The sequence below is a fragment of the Shewanella colwelliana genome (assembly GCF_001735525.1).
Taxonomy (GTDB): domain Bacteria; phylum Pseudomonadota; class Gammaproteobacteria; order Enterobacterales; family Shewanellaceae; genus Shewanella; species Shewanella colwelliana.
Map to the genome: position 1 here is coordinate 1 of NZ_MCBT01000020.1, position 17,841 is coordinate 17,841.

The following is a 17,841-nucleotide window of genomic DNA, read 5'->3' on the forward strand; positions in this document are numbered from 1 at the left end:
TTCGCACAGATCGATAACGCTCCAGAAGAGCGTGAGCGCGGTATTACAATTAATACTTCTCACATCGAATATGACACTCCATCACGTCACTACGCACACGTAGACTGCCCAGGTCACGCGGATTATGTTAAAAACATGATCACTGGTGCTGCACAGATGGACGGCGCAATCCTAGTAGTTGCTTCTACAGATGGTCCAATGCCACAAACTCGTGAGCACATCCTGCTTTCACGTCAGGTTGGTGTACCATTCATCATCGTATTCATGAACAAGTGTGACATGGTTGATGACGAAGAGCTTCTAGAGCTAGTAGAAATGGAAGTTCGTGAACTTCTTAGCGAATATGACTTCCCAGGTGATGACCTACCAGTTATCCAAGGTTCTGCGCTTAAAGCCCTTGAAGGCGAGCCAGAGTGGGAAGCTAAGATCATTGAACTAGCTGAAGCACTAGACACTTATATTCCTGAGCCAGAGCGTGCTATCGATGGTGCATTCATTCTTCCAATCGAAGATGTATTCTCAATCGCTGGTCGTGGTACTGTTGTTACTGGTCGTGTAGAGCGCGGTATCATCAAAGTAGGTGAAGAAGTAGAAATCGTTGGTATCAAAGATACAACTAAGACTACTTGTACTGGTGTTGAAATGTTCCGTAAACTGCTTGACGAAGGTCGTGCAGGTGAGAACTGTGGTGTACTACTACGTGGTACTAAGCGTGACGAAGTTGAGCGTGGTCAAGTATTGGCTAAGCCTGGTTCAATCACTCCACACACAACTTTCAAGTCAGAAATCTATGTTCTGTCTAAAGAAGAAGGCGGACGTCACACTCCATTCTTCAAAGGCTACCGTCCACAGTTCTACTTCCGTACAACTGACGTAACCGGTACTATCGAATTGCCAGAAGGCGTAGAGATGGTAATGCCTGGTGACAACGTAGCAATGACTGTAACACTAATCTGCCCAATCGCGATGGACGAAGGTTTACGCTTCGCAATCCGTGAAGGTGGCCGTACAGTTGGTGCTGGTGTTGTAGCTGAGATCGTAGCTTAATCGCAACGAGTCTTAACAGACACTAAAAAGGGCAGCTTAGGCTGCCTTTTTTGTTTTTGGCGGCAGATATTTGTGAGTAACAATGCGTGTGCCGCCTTGCCAATCGCTCTGAATAAGAATACAATCTATGGCCGATTTTTGACCCTCTGGGCTTACTTTTTGCTCTGGGAGTGAGTAAGTTCGGGTAAATAGTAAGGTGGTTGGATGGTCTTTTACAAAAAAGGCGATTCAAGCTATCGAAACTTAAGCTCAGGTCGTAGTGAGTAACGGAATCAACCGATGACAACAAATACTGAAAGCCAGGGTAACTCTCTGGATATCGTAAAATGGGGCGTAGTAGTTATTCTGCTAGCTGCTGCCATTATTGCTAATCAAATGTATAGCGAAGCTAGCGTATTAGTTCGTGCTATCGGTGTCGTAGTGGCATTCGCGGTAGCGGGCTTTATCGCTCTACAAACCGAGAAAGGTAAGCAAGCCTTAACTTTTGCTCGTGAGTCGCACATTGAAGTTCGTAAGGTTGTTTGGCCAACACGTCAAGAAGCCCTTAATACGACATTCATCGTTCTAGCGGCAACCGGTATACTTGCATTAATCCTTTGGGGTATGGATGCAGTATTGCTGAGAATTGTTAATTTTATTACAGGCGTATAGGCATTTCGTATGACTGAAGCTAAAAAAAGATGGTATGTGGTTCAGGCCTTTTCTGGTTATGAAGGTCGTGTTTGCAAATCATTGCTTGAACACATCAAAATGCACGAAATGGAGCACCACTTTGGCGAGGTTTTAGTACCGACTGAAGAAGTGGTTGAAATGCGCGCTGGTCAACGTCGTAAAAGCGAACGTAAATTCTTTCCTGGCTACGTACTCGTACAGATGGATATGAATGATGAAAGCTGGCATTTAGTGAAAAGCATCCCACGTGTGATGGGTTTCATTGGTGGAACTTCAGATCGTCCTGCACCGATTTCAGATAAAGAAGCTGATGCAATTTTGCAACGCCTTCAAGAGACCACTGAGTCTCCAACGCATCGCGTTATATTTGAACCAGGTGAAGTTGTTCGTGTTACTGATGGTCCTTTCGCAGACTTTAACGGTACTGTGGAAGAGGTTGATTATGAGAAGAACCGAGTGAAAGTATCGGTGATGATCTTCGGTCGTTCAACGCCTGTAGAACTTGATTTTGGTCAGATTGAAAAAAGCTGATTAAATAAAGCACAAAACGTATTGGAAATGGGTGCGGATTTTTGTATAATCCGCACCCATTATTTTCGGGGAGCTAACCGACATGTTGTCGCTAGCGTTTGTACCCATACTTGAGGAAAATGTCTCATGGCAAAGAAAGTTGATGGTTACATCAAACTACAAGTAGCAGCCGGTGCTGCAAATCCGTCGCCACCAGTTGGTCCAGCATTGGGTCAGAAAGGTGTTAACATCATGGAATTCTGTAAAGCATTCAACGCTCGTACTGAAAAGTTCGACAAAGGTATGCCAATTCCTGTAGTTATCACTGTTTACACTGATCGCTCTTTCACTTTTGAAACTAAGACTCCACCTGCTTCATTCCTACTGCTTAAAGCAGCTGGTCTTAAGTCTGGTTCTGGCCGTCCTAACACTGAAAAAGTGGGAACTATCAAGCGTAGCGCTGTCCAGGAAATCGCTGAGACTAAAGCCGCTGATATGACTGGTGCTGATATTGATGCGATGACTCGCACAATTGAAGGTACTGCGCGTTCAATGGGTTTGGTAGTAGAGGATTAATATAATGGCAAAGCTAACTAAACGCGCGCGTTTGATCCGCGAAAAAGTAGAAGTAACTAAAAGCTACGATATCAACGAAGCTGTTGCACTACTAAAAGAACTAGCTACTGCTAAGTTCGTTGAAAGTGTAGACGTAGCGGTTAACCTAGGTGTTGACCCACGTAAATCTGACCAAAACGTGCGTGGTGCTACTGTACTACCACACGGTACTGGTCGTGACGTACGTGTTGCTGTGTTCACTCAAGGTGCTAACGCTGACGCTGCTAAAGAAGCAGGCGCTGAGCTAGTTGGTATGGACGAGCTTGCTGCACAAGTTAAAGCCGGTGAAATGAACTTTGACGTAGTAATTGCATCACCAGACGCTATGCGCGTTGTTGGTCAGTTAGGTCAAATCTTAGGCCCACGTGGTCTAATGCCTAACCCAAAAACTGGTACAGTAACGCCTAACGTTGCCGAAGCAGTTAAGAATGCAAAAGCTGGTCAAGTGCGTTACCGCAATGACAAGAACGGTATCATCCACACTACTATTGGTAAAGTGGACTTTGAAGCTGTTCAACTACAAGAAAACCTTGAAGCTCTACTTGGCGCGCTTATCAAAGCTAAGCCAGCAGCCGCTAAAGGCGTTTTCGTTAAGAAAGTTAGCATCTCTACCACTATGGGTGCAGGTGTTGCAGTAGATCAGGCTACCCTGACTCCAGCTGCTTAATTTCTTAGCTTGTTTTACAAAGTGGGTGTATTAGTCTATAATGCGCGCACTTTGTGGGTTGAGGTCTATTTTCTAACGCTTTATTGCGCGACGAGATAGGCCCTCGTCCAAGACCGTAGGTGTTAGCGTATTACGATAACTTAATTTCCTACGTAGACGGTGTCGGACCCCAGTTAGATTTTATTCTGCCTGGATATTCGCGCCGTAAGTAACTAAGTCAGTAGATTTAGTTTGGTAATTGCTAGGGAATTCCCTAGATAGAATCCAGGAGTAAAGCCAATGGCATTAAGACTCGAAGACAAAAAAGCGATTGTTGCTGAAGTCAACGAAGCTGCCAAAGGTGCTTTATCTGCAGTTGTTGCCGATTCACGCGGTGTAACTGTAGGTGATATGACCGGTCTTCGTAAAGCCGCTCGTGACGCTGGTGTGTACGTTAAAGTTGTACGTAACACTCTAGTTAAACGCGCTGTTGAAGGTACTGATTTTGAGTGCCTAAGCGATACGTTTACTGGTCCTACTTTGATTGCATTCTCTAATGAGCACCCAGGTGCAGCTGCGCGTCTTCTAAAAGATTTCGCTAAAGCGCAAGAGAAGTTTGAGATCAAAGCAGCAGCCTTTGAAGGGGAATTAATCCCTGCAGACAACATTGATCGTTTAGCAAAACTACCAACATACGAAGAAGCACTAGCTCAGTTCATGATGACTCTAAAAGAAGCATCTGCTGGCAAGTTCGTTCGTACATTGGCCGCTCTACGCGATCAGAAAGAAGCTGCTTAATTTTACAAGCCGCTTAATTAAATTGAATTCAGTACAATTAGGAATTTTTTGTTATGTCTATCACTAAAGACCAAATCTTAGAAGCCCTTGCAGAAATGTCTGTAATGGAAGTTGTTGAACTAATCGAAGCAATGGAAGAGAAGTTCGGCGTTTCTGCCGCTGCTGCTGTTGTTTCTGGTGGTGGCGATGCCGCTGCTGCTGAAGAGAAAACAGAATTCGACGTAATTCTTACTTCTCACGGCGACAACAAAGTTGCAGTAATTAAAGCTCTTCGTGGCGCTACAGGTCTAGGCCTGAAAGAAGCTAAAGGCATGGCTGAATCTGCTCCAGTAGCAGTTAAAGAAGCTATCTCTAAAGAAGAAGCTGAAGCTCTTAAGACTGATCTAGAAGCGGCTGGTGCTGCTGTTGAGATCAAGTAAGTTATAATATAACTTACAACCTCCCGAGTCATCGGGTGGAGGCTGGCGGTTTTTTAACCGTCGGCCTTTTTTGCGCTGTAAGCGTAGGCGATTTTTTATTCACCGTTTGTCGCCAGATTTCGCAGTTCCGAGCAGAGATTACTGGCTGGGTTCTTGCTATCAACGGTGATGGGCAAACGTGCTGTTACGACCGAATGTGTTGTTTCAGTCTTGGTCACATCTCGCAATCAGAGGAAACCCATGGTTTACTCCTATTCTGAAAAGAAGCGTATTCGCAAAGACTTTGGTAAGCGTCCACAAGTTTTGGATATCCCTTACCTATTGTCAATCCAGTTGGACTCCTTTAAGAAGTTCACCGATCAAGATCCTACAGGCGAGCGTGGTTTAGAAGCCGCTTTCCGTAGCGTTTTTCCCATCAAGAGCTTTTCTGGTAATTCAGAGCTGCAATATGTCAGCTACAAGCTAGGCGAGCCAGTTTTTGATGTGAAAGAGTGTCAAATTCGCGGTGTTACATACTCTGCGCCACTACGTGTTAAGTTGCGTATGGTTCTGTATGATCGTGAAGCTGCACCAGGCACAGTAAAAGACATTAAAGAACAAGAAGTCTATATGGGGGATATCCCTCTGATGACTGACAACGGTACCTTTGTTATCAATGGTACTGAGCGTGTTATCGTTTCTCAGTTGCACCGTAGTCCTGGTGTATTCTTCGATCACGATCGTGGTAAGACCCACTCTTCTGGTAAGGTGCTTTATAACGCACGTATTATTCCTTACCGTGGTTCTTGGTTGGATTTTGAATTCGATCCGAAAGATGCACTATTTGTACGTATTGACCGTCGTCGTAAACTTGCGGCTTCAATCATTCTGCGTGCACTAGACTACTCTACTCAAGATATCCTTGATCTGTTCTTTGAACGCGTTCAATACAAGATTAAGAAAGATACCTTGGTAATGGAGCTAGTCGCTGACCGTCTTCGCGGTGAAACAGCAAGCTACGACATTAAAGATGCTGAAGGTACTATCTTAGTTGAGAAAGGACGTCGTATTACTGCGCGCCATATTAAGCAACTAGAGAAAACCAACACGACTGAGCTTGAAGTACCAGTTGAATACATCTCAGGCAAGATTTCTGCACAAGATTATATCGACCCAGATACGGGCGAAGTGTTGGTGTCTGCAAACGCAGAGATCAGCTTAGAAGATCTTGCTAAGTTATCTATGGCTGGCATTAAAGAGATCGATACACTGTTTATCAACGAGCTTGATCACGGTGCATATATCTCTGACACATTGCGTATCGATTCTACAACTAACCGTCTAGAAGCGTTGGTTGAGATCTACCGCATGATGCGTCCTGGTGAGCCACCAACCAAAGATGCTGCAGAAGCACTATTCCAGAACTTGTTCTTCAGTGAAGAGCGTTATGATCTATCTAAAGTAGGTCGTATGAAGTTCAACCGTCGTCTAAGCATTGATGATGACGAAGGTACTGGCATTCTTACCAAAGAAGATATCGTTGCTGTAATGCAAAACATCATCAAAATCCGTAACGGTAATGATGAAGTCGATGATATCGATCACTTGGGTAACCGTCGTATCCGTAGTGTTGGTGAAATGGCTGAAAACCAGTTCCGTGTAGGTCTTGTTCGTGTAGAACGTGCCGTACGTGAGCGTTTGAGCCTTGGTGATCTTAACGAGCTTATGCCGCAAGATCTGATCAACGCTAAGCCTATTTCTGCAGCAGTGAAAGAGTTCTTCGGTTCTTCTCAGCTGTCTCAGTTCATGGACCAAAACAACCCACTATCAGAAGTGACTCATAAGCGTCGTATTTCGGCTCTTGGTCCTGGTGGTTTGACTCGTGAGCGTGCAGGTTTCGAAGTTCGAGACGTTCACCCAACTCACTATGGTCGCCTATGTCCAATTGAGACCCCTGAAGGTCCAAACATTGGTCTAATTAACTCGTTAGCAAGCTTTGCGCGCACTAACTCTTATGGCTTCTTAGAAACACCATACCGCAAGGTTGTTGATGGTGTGATTACTGATGATATCGATTACTTGTCAGCTATCGAAGAAGGCCGTTATGTGATTGCACAGGCTAACATCGAAGTTGATGCCAGTGGCCGTATGATGGAAGAGCAGATTGCTTGTCGTCATAAAGGTGAGTCTACCTTTATGCGTGCTGCAGACGTTCAGTATATGGATGTATCTCCACAGCAGATTATTTCTGTTGCGGCATCGCTTATTCCATTCCTAGAACACGATGATGCTAACCGTGCATTGATGGGTGCGAACATGCAACGTCAGGCGGTTCCAACATTGCGTGCTGATAAGCCGCTAGTTGGTACTGGTATCGAGCGTACGCTAGCAGTTGACTCTGGTGTTGTTGTGGCAGCAAAACGTGGTGGTTATGTAGACTACGTTGATGCAAGCCGTATCGTTGTTAAGGTAAATGAATCTGAATTGACACCAGGCGAAGCTGGTATCGACATTTATAACTTAACCAAATACACCCGTTCTAACCAAAACACCTGTATTAACCAACGTCCTTGTTGCAGTGTTGGCGACCCAGTTGTTCGTGGTGACGTGCTCGCCGATGGTCCATCAACCGATTTGGGTGATTTGGCACTTGGCCAAAACATGCGTATCGCGTTCATGCCTTGGAATGGTTACAACTTCGAAGATTCGATCTTAATCTCTGAGCGTGTAGCGATGGAAGATCGCTTCACCACTATCCACATTCAGGAGCTTTCTTGTATTGCTCGTGATACTAAGTTGGGTAGCGAAGAGATCACTGCTGATATTCCAAACGTAGGTGAGTCTGCGCTTTCTAAGCTAGATGAATCAGGTATCGTTTATATTGGTGCTGAAGTTAAGGGTGGCGACATCCTAGTCGGTAAAGTGACTCCTAAGGGTGAAACTCAGCTGACACCAGAAGAGAAGCTATTGCGTGCTATCTTCGGTGAAAAAGCATCTGATGTTAAAGATAGCTCACTACGTGTACCTAATTCAGTTAAAGGTACAATCATCGACGTTCAGGTATTTACCCGTGACGGCGTTGAGAAAGATAAGCGTGCGGTAGAAATCGAAGAGATGCATATCGCTCAGGCTAAGAAAGATCTGACTGAAGAATTTAAGATTCTTGAAGATGGTGTACTTGGTCGTGCCCGCAACCTACTGTTAGGTGCAGGCTATACTGAAGCACAACTTGATGCTATTCCACGTTCACAGTTGCTAGTACAAACTATCGACGACGAAGCGAAGCAAACTGAATTAGAGCAGTTGGCTGAGCAAGCGGAAGAGTTAAAAGCTGACTTCGATAAGAAGTTCGAGATCAAACGTCGTAAGATCACTCAAGGTGATGACTTAGCACCTGGCGTACTGAAGATCGTTAAGGTTTACCTTGCGGTTAAGCGTACTATCCAGCCTGGTGATAAGATGGCGGGTCGTCACGGTAACAAGGGTGTTATCTCTAAGATTAACCCTGTAGAAGATATGCCGTACGACGAAAATGGTAACCCTGTGGACATCGTATTGAACCCACTAGGTGTACCATCTCGTATGAACATCGGTCAGGTTCTTGAAGTGCATTTAGGTGCTGCAGCGAAAGGTATCGGTGACAAGATCACTGCAATGCTAGAAGAGCAGCGCGAACTTGCAGAGCTTCGTAACTACATCAAGCAAGTTTATGAACTCGGTGAAGAGGTGCAGCAGCGCGTCGATATCGATTCATTTACCGATGAAGAAGTTCTACGTCTTGCTAAGAACCTAAAAGGCGGTATCCCGACTGCGACACCTGCATTCGATGGTGCGAAAGAGAAAGAAATTAAGGAGATGCTAGAACTAGCAGGTCTTCCTACTTCTGGACAACGTACCTTGTTTGACGGTCGTACCGGTAATCAATTTGAACGTCCAGTAACCGTTGGTTACATGTACATGCTTAAACTTAACCATTTGGTTGACGATAAGATGCACGCGCGTTCAACTGGTTCTTACAGTCTTGTTACTCAGCAGCCATTGGGCGGTAAAGCTCAGTTTGGTGGTCAGCGTTTCGGTGAGATGGAAGTATGGGCACTTGAAGCATACGGTGCTGCTTACACTCTACAAGAAATGCTTACTGTTAAGTCAGATGACGTTAACGGTCGTACTCAGATGTATAAGAACATCGTCGACGGTAACCATCAGATGCAACCAGGTATGCCTGAGTCCTTCAACGTATTGCTGAAGGAGATCCGTTCACTCGGTATTAATATCGAGTTGGATCAAGAGTAAGACTAAGGCATCGCCGAAGTTTGACAATAAACGGTGCTCTGCGTGAGCGGAGCACCCGGTTTAACTCCTTCAGGAGAGAAACGTGAAAGACTTATTAAAGTTTCTGAAACAGCAAAGCAAGACTGAAGAATTCGAAGGGATCAAGATTGGCCTAGCGTCGCCAGATCTCATCCGCTCTTGGTCATTTGGTGAAGTTAAGAAGCCAGAAACCATCAACTACCGTACTTTCAAGCCTGAGCGTGAAGGTTTGTTCTGTGCGCGTATTTTTGGTCCAGTAAAAGACTACGAATGTTTATGCGGTAAGTATAAGCGTCTTAAACACCGTGGTGTGATCTGTGAGAAGTGTGGCGTAGAAGTTACCCAGACTAAAGTGCGTCGTGAGCGTATGGGTCACATCGATCTAGCTAGCCCTGTGGCACACATTTGGTTCTTGAAATCATTGCCGTCCCGTATCGGTTTGATGCTAGATATGACTCTTCGTGATATCGAACGTGTACTTTACTTCGAATCATTTGTAGTGATCGAGCCTGGCATGACCAGTCTTGAACGCGGCCAAATGCTGACTGAAGAAAACTACCTCGATGCACTTGAAGAGTACGGTGATGAGTTCGAAGCCAAGATGGGCGCAGAAGCAGTTCTAGAATTGCTACGTGCTATCGACCTTGAAAAAGAGATTGAGATGATGCGCGAAGAGTTGCCATCAATCAACTCTGAAACACGTCGTAAGAAGATCACTAAGCGCCTTAAGCTAATTGAAGCGTTCTTCACTTCAGGCAACAAGCCAGAGTGGATGATCCTCAAGGTGCTTCCGGTTCTGCCACCTGATCTACGTCCTCTTGTACCACTAGATGGCGGTCGTTTTGCTACGTCTGATTTGAACGACCTTTACCGTCGTGTGATCAACCGTAACAACCGTCTAAAGCGTCTATTAGACCTAGCTGCTCCAGACATCATCGTACGTAACGAAAAACGTATGTTGCAAGAGTCTGTTGATGCGCTATTAGATAACGGTCGTCGTGGTCGTGCTATTACAGGTTCTAACAAGCGTCCGCTTAAATCTTTGGCTGATATGATCAAAGGTAAGCAAGGTCGTTTCCGTCAGAACTTGCTAGGTAAACGTGTTGACTATTCTGGTCGTTCGGTAATTACCGTTGGTCCTACTCTGCGTCTACACCAGTGTGGTCTTCCTAAGAAGATGGCACTTGAGCTATTTAAGCCATTCATCTATGGCAAGTTAGAAGGTCGTGGCCTAGCTACTACCATCAAAGCTGCTAAGAAGATGGTTGAACGTGAAGTTCCTGAAGTATGGGACGTGCTCGATGACGTGATCCGCGAACATCCAGTGATGCTTAACCGTGCACCAACACTGCACAGATTGGGTATCCAGGCGTTCGAGCCGGTCCTAATTGAAGGTAAAGCGATTCAGCTACACCCACTCGTTTGTGCGGCATACAACGCCGACTTCGATGGTGACCAAATGGCTGTTCACGTGCCACTGACGCTTGAAGCGCAGTTGGAAGCACGTTCATTAATGATGTCGACCAACAACATCCTTTCACCTGCAAACGGTGAGCCGGTGATCACACCGTCACAGGACGTTGTATTGGGTCTATATTACACCAGCCGTGAGTGCATTAACGGTAAAGGTGAGGGCATGGCCTTTGAATCAGTTGCTGAAGTTGAAAAAGCTTACCGCACTGGTTGTGCAGAGCTTCACGCTCGCGTCAAAGTTCGTGTTACTGAGACAACAATTGCTGATAATGGTGAACGCACTGAAAGCCGTCGTATCGTAGATACTACTGTTGGTCGTGCTTTACTGTCGCAGGTTCTGCCTAAAGGCTTATCTTATGATTTGGTTAACCAAAACATGGGTAAGAAGCAGATCTCTAAATTGTTGAACACCTGTTATCGTCAACTGGGTCTTAAAGATACCGTTATCTTTGCAGACCAATTGATGTATACCGGTTTCCATTTCGCGACAGTATCGGGTGCCTCTGTAGGTATCAACGATATGGTTATTCCTGATGAAAAGTACACGCTTGTAGCTGATGCTGAAGCTGAAGTACTTGAGATTCAAGAACAGTTCCAGTCGGGTCTTGTTACTGCTGGTGAGCGTTACAACAAAGTTATCGATATCTGGGCAAGTGCCAACGAAAAAGTTTCTAAAGCGATGATGGATAACCTGTCTACTGAGACAGTGATTAACCGTGATGGTGAAGAAGAAACTCAAGCGTCGTTCAACAGCATCTATATGATGGCCGACTCAGGCGCTCGTGGTAGTGCTGCACAGATTCGTCAGTTAGCCGGTATGCGTGGTCTGATGGCTAAGCCAGATGGCTCAATCATCGAAACCCCTATTACAGCGAACTTCCGTGAAGGTCTAAACGTACTACAGTACTTTATCTCTACTCACGGTGCGCGTAAGGGTCTAGCGGATACGGCACTTAAGACTGCGAACTCGGGTTACCTAACTCGTCGTCTTGTAGACGTTGCACAAGATTTAGTTGTTATCGAAGACGATTGTGGTACACACGAAGGTCTAACAATGAAGCCGCTTATTGAAGGTGGTGACGTTGTTGAGCCATTACGTGAGCGCGTACTAGGTCGTGTGGTTGCAGAAGACGTTTATTACCCAGGTACTGAAGACGTTCTTGCTCCACGTAACACGTTACTTGATGAAGCATGGTGTGACACGCTAGAAGAACATTCAATCGATGAAGTGATTGTACGTTCAGTTATTAGCTGTGATACAGACTTTGGTGTTTGTGCCGCCTGTTATGGTCGTGATTTGGCTCGTGGTCATATCATCAACCAAGGTGAAGCTATCGGTGTTGTTGCTGCTCAGTCAATTGGTGAGCCAGGTACACAGCTTACGATGCGTACATTCCACATTGGTGGTGCGGCATCTCGAGCGTCTGCTGAGAACAACGTTCAAGTTAAGAATGCTGGTACGGTTAAATTACATAACGCTAAGCATGTTTCTAACAGCGAAGGCAAACTGGTTATCGTTTCTCGTTCATCAGAGATCGCGATTATCGATGAGCTAGGCCGTGAGAAAGAGCGTTATAAAGTACCGTATGGTACCGTACTTGAGAAGTTGGAAGATGCAACGGTTTCTGCTGGCGAAATTATCGCTAACTGGGATCCGCATACTCACCCAATCGTTTCTGAAGTAGCGGGTAGCATTAAGTTCGTTGACATGATTGATGGTGTCACCATGACACGTCAAACAGATGAGCTTACCGGTCTATCTTCTATCGTTGTAATGGAAGTTGGTCAACGTCCTACTGCGGGTAAAGAGATGCGTCCTGCGATTCGTCTAGTTGGTGCCGATGGCAACGACTTGATGATTCCTGGTACTGAAGTACCAGCGCAATACTTCTTACCTGGTAAAGCGATTGTTAACCAAGACGATAATGCACCCATTAACGTTGGTGATGCGTTAGCACGTATTCCACAAGAATCGTCTAAGACTCGCGATATTACCGGTGGTCTACCACGTGTTGCTGACTTGTTCGAAGCGCGTAAGCCAAAAGAGCCAGCAATTCTTGCTGAGTACTCAGGTACTATCTCGTTCGGTAAAGAAACTAAAGGTAAGCGTCGTCTTGTGATCACGCCTGCTGATGGTGGTAAGCCGTATGAAGAGATGATTCCTAAGTGGCGTAACCTTAACGTGTTCGAAGGTGAAAAAGTCGAACGTGGTGAAGTTATTGCTGATGGTGCAGAAGCAGCACACGATATCCTACGTCTACGTGGTATTCACAAAGTGGCTAACTATATTGTTAATGAAGTCCAAGACGTATACCGTCTACAGGGTGTAAAAATTAACGATAAGCACATCGAAGTGATTATTCGCCAGATGCTGCGTAAGTGTGAGATCACTGAAGCAGGTGATAGTGAATTCCTACCTGGTGAGCAAGTTGAAGTATCTCGCGTTAAGATCGCTAACCGCGAACTTGAAGCGCAAGGTAAAGCACCTGCTAAGTTCGAACGTGAACTACTTGGTATCACTAAAGCGTCTTTGGCTACTGAGTCATTTATCTCAGCAGCCTCGTTCCAGGAAACAACTCGCGTACTGACCGAAGCTGCCGTTGGTGGTAAGAGTGACAAGTTACGCGGCTTGAAAGAGAACGTAATCGTAGGCCGTTTGATCCCAGCCGGTACTGGTTATGCGTATCATCAGAAACGCAACCAAGCTGGTGCTAAAGGTCAGCCTGAACAGGCACCGACTATTAGTGCAAGTGAAGCTGAGCAAAACTTAGCAGATCTACTAAATCTAGCGGGTAGTGCTGAATAATTAGCGCTCAAACGTAAATAGATTGTAAAAAAGGCACCTTTTGGTGCCTTTTTTTACTTTAATTGAGTAAAAAGTTGGCTATTTCTTGACAGAAACACCAGACACTTCTAAAATTTCGCGTCCCACACCTGTGGGATATAGATTTTTCACACCTTACTGTTGAGTTTATCAACTGATTCGGAGCTATACATGGCAACTGTAAACCAGTTGGTACGTAAGCCTCGCTCGCCTAAAGTCATCAAGACTGCCGTGCCAGCGTTGAATGCGTGTCCACAAAAACGTGGTGTTTGTACTCGCGTATACACAACCACACCAAAAAAACCTAACTCTGCACTACGTAAAGTAGCTCGTGTGCGTCTAACTAACGGTTTCGAAGTAACTTCGTACATCGGCGGTGAAGGCCACAACCTGCAGGAGCACAGCGTGATTCTAATCCGTGGTGGTCGTGTTAAAGACTTACCAGGTGTTCGTTATCACACTGTACGTGGCGCATTAGACTGTGCTGGTGTTAGTGAGCGTCGTCAAGGACGTTCTAAGTACGGAGCTAAGCGTCCTAAGTCTTAACGTTTTCCGTTAAGTAAGGCCAAGCTAGATTATTTGAGATTCCAGTTTTGGGGTCCCTGAAGCATACGGAGAAATTGTTATGCCAAGACGTCGCGTTGTAGGACAACGTAAAATCCTACCAGATCCAAAATTTCATAGTGAGTTGTTGGCTAAGTTCATCAACGTCATTATGCAGGACGGCAAAAAGTCGACTGCAGAAAAAATTATTTACAAGGCACTAGATGTTGTCGCTGAGAAAAAAAGCGAAGAACATCTAGCTATCCTTGAAGCAGCCCTGGACAACGTACGTCCATCAGTCGAGGTTAAATCTCGTCGTGTTGGTGGTTCTACTTACCAGGTACCATGTGAAGTTCGTCCAGTGCGTCGTAACGCACTAGCGATGCGCTGGTTAGTTGAAGCTGCTCGTAAGCGTGGTGAAAAATCTATGGCTCTACGTCTAGCTGGTGAAATGCTAGACGCTTCAGAAAATAAAGGAACTGCTGTTAAGAAGCGCGAAGACGTGCATCGTATGGCAGAAGCAAACAAAGCGTTTGCTCATTACCGCTGGTAATCTTTTGGTGCAGGGATTTGCCTGCACCATGTTTTACATGACTAAGGTATTTTCCTTAGTAAAGAGGGTTTAATCGTGGCTCGTACAACTCCAATTGAGCGCTACCGTAACATCGGTATCTGTGCTCACGTTGACGCAGGAAAAACCACAACTACAGAACGCGTTCTTTTCTACACCGGTATGTCTCATAAGATCGGTGAAGTCCATGATGGCGCAGCCACTATGGATTGGATGGAACAGGAGCAGGAGCGTGGTATTACTATTACCTCTGCTGCGACTACCACGTTCTGGCGCGGTATGGAGGCACAGTTTACTGAGCACCGTATCAATATCATCGATACACCTGGTCACGTTGACTTTACTATTGAAGTTGAACGTTCGCTACGTGTACTTGATGGCGCAGTTGTTGTGTTCTGTGGTTCATCTGGTGTTGAACCACAGTCAGAAACTGTATGGCGTCAAGCGGACAAGTATCACGTACCGCGCTTAGTGTTTGTCAATAAGATGGACCGCGCAGGTGCAGACTTTGAACGCGTCGTTGAGCAGATACGTAACCGTCTGGGAGCGACTTGTGTACCGATTCAATTGAATATCGGTGCAGAAGAAGAGTTTAAGGGTGTTGTAGACCTAATCAAGATGAAGGCCATTAACTGGAATGAATCTGATCAAGGTATGACATTCACCTACGAAGATATACCAGCTGAGCTAGCCGAAAAGGCAGCTGAGATGCGTGAATATCTAGTAGAAGCAGCAGCAGAAGCGACTGATGAACTGATGGATAAGTACCTCGAAGAGGGCGAGCTATCAGAAGAAGAGATTAAATCTGCACTGCGCAAACGTACTCTTGCTAACGAGATTGTTTTGGCCACCTGTGGTTCTGCGTTTAAGAACAAAGGTGTGCAAGCAGTTCTCGATGCTGTTATTGATTATTTACCATCGCCTGTTGAAGTTCCTGCTATTAAAGGTATCGACGACAAGGATCAGGAAGTTGAGCGTCCAGCTGACGACAACGCCCCATTCTCGGCTTTGGCATTTAAGATTGCAACAGACCCATTCGTCGGAACATTGACCTTTATGCGCGTTTATTCGGGTGTATTGGAAACCGGTTCTGGCGTGTATAACTCGGTCAAACAGAAACGCGAGCGAATTGGTCGTATGGTGCAAATGCATGCAAACGATCGAAAAGAGATCAAAGAAGTACGCGCTGGCGACATCGCTGCGGCTATTGGTCTAAAAGATGTCACTACGGGTGACACGCTTTGTGATTCTGACCATAAAGTTATTCTCGAACGTATGGAGTTTCCTGAGCCCGTAATTACGATCGCTGTGGAACCAAGATCCCAAGCCGACCAGGAAAAGATGGCCATTGCGTTGCAAAAACTTGCAGCCGAAGATCCGTCATTCCGTGTTGAAACCAACGAAGAGTCAGGTCAAACACTGATCTCTGGCATGGGTGAATTACACTTAGATATCATCGTAGACCGTATGCGTCGCGAATTTAGTGTTGAGTGTAATGTTGGTAAACCACAAGTAGCGTATCGTGAAACTATTCGCTCGAGTGTAGAAGTAGAAGGTAAGTTCGTACGACAATCAGGTGGTCGAGGTCAATTCGGTCACGTGTGGTTAAAGCTTGAACCTCAAGAAGAGGGTTTCGGCTACGAATTTGCCAACGAGATTGTTGGTGGTGTGATTCCAAGAGAATACATCCCTGCAGTAGATAAAGGGATTCAAGAGCAGATGAAGAACGGCGTACTCGCTGGCTTCCCTGTATTGGACGTTAAAGTCACTCTGTTTGATGGCTCATACCATGATGTCGATTCAAACGAGATGGCGTTTAAAGTTGCTGGCTCTATGGGCTTCAAGAAGGGCGCTCTCGAAGCAGACCCTGCGTTACTAGAACCTTGTATGAAGGTAGAAGTGACCACTCCTGAAGATTATATGGGTGATGTTGTAGGTGATTTAAATAGACGTCGCGGCATGATTGAAGGAATGGACGACGGCATTGGCGGCGTTAAACTTGTTCATGCGGTAGTACCTTTATCTGAAATGTTTGGATACGCAACGGATTTACGTAGTGCCACTCAAGGACGTGCTTCATACTCAATGGAGTTTTTGAAGTACTCTGATGCACCGCAAAATGTTGCAAAGTCAGTGATAGACGCGCGCGGATAACCGCAAATTAGTCTATAACTCATATTGAATGCTATTGCTCAGCAAAGCTGAGCATTTTCTGAAAAGAAAGGAATATATCGTGGCTAAAGAAAAATTTGAACGTAATAAACCCCATGTTAACGTTGGTACTATCGGTCACGTCGACCATGGTAAAACAACTCTAACAGCAGCTATCTCGTCTGTATTGACTAAGACTTACGGTGGTGAAGTTAAGAATTTCGCACAGATCGATAACGCTCCAGAAGAGCGTGAGCGCGGTATTACAATTAATACTTCTCACATCGAATATGACACTCCATCACGTCACTACGCACACGTAGACTGCCCAGGTCACGCGGATTATGTTAAAAACATGATCACTGGTGCTGCACAGATGGACGGCGCAATCCTAGTAGTTGCTTCTACAGATGGTCCAATGCCACAAACTCGTGAGCACATCCTGCTTTCACGTCAGGTTGGTGTACCATTCATCATCGTATTCATGAACAAGTGTGACATGGTTGATGACGAAGAGCTTCTAGAGCTAGTAGAAATGGAAGTTCGTGAACTTCTTAGCGAATATGACTTCCCAGGTGATGACCTACCAGTTATCCAAGGTTCTGCGCTTAAAGCCCTTGAAGGCGAGCCAGAGTGGGAAGCTAAGATCATTGAACTAGCTGAAGCACTAGACACTTATATTCCTGAGCCAGAGCGTGCTATCGATGGTGCATTCATTCTTCCAATCGAAGATGTATTCTCAATCGCTGGTCGTGGTACTGTTGTTACTGGTCGTGTAGAGCGCGGTATCATCAAAGTAGGTGAAGAAGTAGAAATCGTTGGTATCAAAGATACAACTAAGACTACTTGTACTGGTGTTGAAATGTTCCGTAAACTGCTTGACGAAGGTCGTGCAGGTGAGAACTGTGGTGTACTACTACGTGGTACTAAGCGTGACGAAGTTGAGCGTGGTCAAGTATTGGCTAAGCCTGGTTCAATCACTCCACACACAACTTTCAAGTCAGAAATCTATGTTCTGTCTAAAGAAGAAGGCGGACGTCACACTCCATTCTTCAAAGGCTACCGTCCACAGTTCTACTTCCGTACAACTGACGTAACCGGTACTATCGAATTGCCAGAAGGCGTAGAGATGGTAATGCCTGGTGACAACGTAGCAATGACTGTAACACTAATCTGCCCAATCGCGATGGACGAAGGTTTACGCTTCGCAATCCGTGAAGGTGGCCGTACAGTTGGTGCTGGTGTTGTAGCTGAGATCGTAGCTTAATCGCAACGAGTCTTA

13 protein-coding genes are annotated in these 17,841 nt (G+C 45.5%); all 13 read left to right on the plus strand.

The features are described from left to right. Positions 1–1,047, plus strand: a 1,047-nt coding sequence (tuf, locus tag BEL05_RS07825; RefSeq protein ID WP_069670834.1) for an elongation factor Tu, incomplete at its 5' end; no start/stop codon positions are given. A 279-nt stretch (positions 1,048–1,326) separates the two neighbouring features. After that, positions 1,327–1,698, plus strand: coding sequence for a preprotein translocase subunit SecE (secE, locus tag BEL05_RS07830; RefSeq protein WP_028764722.1), 372 nt, complete (start codon positions 1,327–1,329; stop codon positions 1,696–1,698). Between the two features lie 9 nt (positions 1,699–1,707). Beyond that, complete coding sequence (nusG, locus tag BEL05_RS07835) at positions 1,708–2,250, plus strand: transcription termination/antitermination protein NusG (RefSeq protein WP_028764723.1); 543 nt, start codon at positions 1,708–1,710, stop codon at positions 2,248–2,250. A 126-nt stretch (positions 2,251–2,376) separates the two neighbouring features. Next, entirely contained in the window at positions 2,377–2,805 is a 429-nt protein-coding gene (gene rplK, locus BEL05_RS07840; protein WP_028764724.1) for a 50S ribosomal protein L11, read from the plus strand. Positions 2,806–2,809: 4 nt separating this feature from the next. Then, positions 2,810–3,511, plus strand: coding sequence for a 50S ribosomal protein L1 (gene rplA, locus BEL05_RS07845; protein ID WP_028764725.1), 702 nt, complete (start codon positions 2,810–2,812; stop codon positions 3,509–3,511). A 279-nt stretch (positions 3,512–3,790) separates the two neighbouring features. Beyond that, entirely contained in the window at positions 3,791–4,288 is a 498-nt protein-coding gene (gene rplJ / locus BEL05_RS07850; RefSeq protein ID WP_028764726.1) for a 50S ribosomal protein L10, read from the plus strand. 53 nt (positions 4,289–4,341) lie between these two features. Beyond that, positions 4,342–4,707: a 50S ribosomal protein L7/L12 gene (gene rplL, locus BEL05_RS07855; RefSeq protein WP_028764727.1), complete on the plus strand. Its 366-nt coding sequence runs from the start codon at positions 4,342–4,344 to the stop codon at positions 4,705–4,707. 240 nt (positions 4,708–4,947) lie between these two features. Beyond that, positions 4,948–8,979 (plus strand): DNA-directed RNA polymerase subunit beta, encoded by a 4,032-nt coding sequence (gene rpoB, locus BEL05_RS07860; protein ID WP_069670835.1) that lies wholly within the window; start codon positions 4,948–4,950, stop codon positions 8,977–8,979. An 82-nt stretch (positions 8,980–9,061) separates the two neighbouring features. Continuing rightward, on the plus strand, positions 9,062–13,276 hold the full coding sequence (gene rpoC, locus BEL05_RS07865; RefSeq protein WP_028764729.1) for a DNA-directed RNA polymerase subunit beta': 4,215 nt from the start codon (positions 9,062–9,064) through the stop codon (positions 13,274–13,276). 189 nt (positions 13,277–13,465) lie between these two features. Then, a complete protein-coding gene (gene rpsL / locus BEL05_RS07870) occupies positions 13,466–13,840 on the plus strand; it encodes a 30S ribosomal protein S12 (RefSeq protein WP_069670836.1) in 375 nt (124 codons plus the stop codon). 79 nt (positions 13,841–13,919) lie between these two features. Then, a complete protein-coding gene (gene rpsG / locus BEL05_RS07875) occupies positions 13,920–14,390 on the plus strand; it encodes a 30S ribosomal protein S7 (RefSeq protein ID WP_028764731.1) in 471 nt (156 codons plus the stop codon). 75 nt (positions 14,391–14,465) lie between these two features. Continuing rightward, positions 14,466–16,562 carry an elongation factor G gene (fusA, locus tag BEL05_RS07880; RefSeq protein ID WP_028764732.1) on the plus strand — a complete coding sequence of 699 codons (2,097 nt, stop codon included), beginning with the start codon at positions 14,466–14,468 and terminating at the stop codon, positions 16,560–16,562. A gap of 79 nt (positions 16,563–16,641) precedes the next feature. Then, entirely contained in the window at positions 16,642–17,826 is a 1,185-nt protein-coding gene (tuf, locus tag BEL05_RS07885) for an elongation factor Tu (RefSeq protein WP_069670837.1), read from the plus strand. Positions 17,827–17,841: the final 15 nt, after the last annotated feature.